The 653-nt window shown below is 67.2% G+C and carries 1 protein-coding gene; it reads right to left on the bottom strand.

All coding sequences use genetic code 11. The features are described 5' to 3' along the window. The coding region (locus IE248_RS37065) for a beta-ketoacyl synthase N-terminal-like domain-containing protein (protein ID WP_190033153.1) at nt 1-653 on the bottom strand (653 nt) is incomplete at both ends.

Here is a 653-nt window from a genome sequence, read left to right as displayed (position 1 = left end):
CATTGCTCGCACCGTCCTGATTCACCGCCGAACCACGCACCACCGCCAAAACCCGATGCCCATGACGCACCGCATCCGACAACCGCTCCACCGCCAGCACACCCACGCCCTCGGCCCAGCCCGTGCCGTCGGCCGAGCCCGAGAACGCCTTGCACCGCCCATCCGACGCCAGACCCCGCTGCCGCGAGAACTCCACGAACACACCCGGCTCCGCCATGACCGTCACCCCACCCGCAAGAGCCAGGTCACACTCACCACTGCGCAAAGCCCGCACCGCCAGATGCAACGCAACCAACGACGACGAACACGCCGTGTCCACCGTCACCGCCGGCCCCTCCAGACCCAGCACATACGAGATACGACCCGAAGCGACACTGCCGGACGTTCCCGTCAGCAGATGGCCTTCGAACTCCGCGGGCGCTTCGTGCAGCCGGGCCGCGTACTCCTGGTGGAACATGCCCGCGTAGACGCCGGTCCTTGAGCCGCGCAGCGAATGCGGATCGATACCCGCCCGCTCCAACGCCTCCCACGACGTCTCCAGCAACAACCGCTGCTGCGGATCCATCGCCAACGCCTCACGCGGCGAAATACCGAAGAACCCCGCGTCGAACTCCCCCGCCCCATGCAGGAACCCACCCTCACGCACATACGTA

Origin of the sequence: Streptomyces goshikiensis (assembly GCF_014650555.1) — a bacterium.
In the GTDB taxonomy this organism is placed as follows: Bacteria; Actinomycetota; Actinomycetes; order Streptomycetales; family Streptomycetaceae; genus Streptomyces; species Streptomyces goshikiensis.
This window is presented reverse-complemented; position numbering and strand designations above follow the sequence as displayed.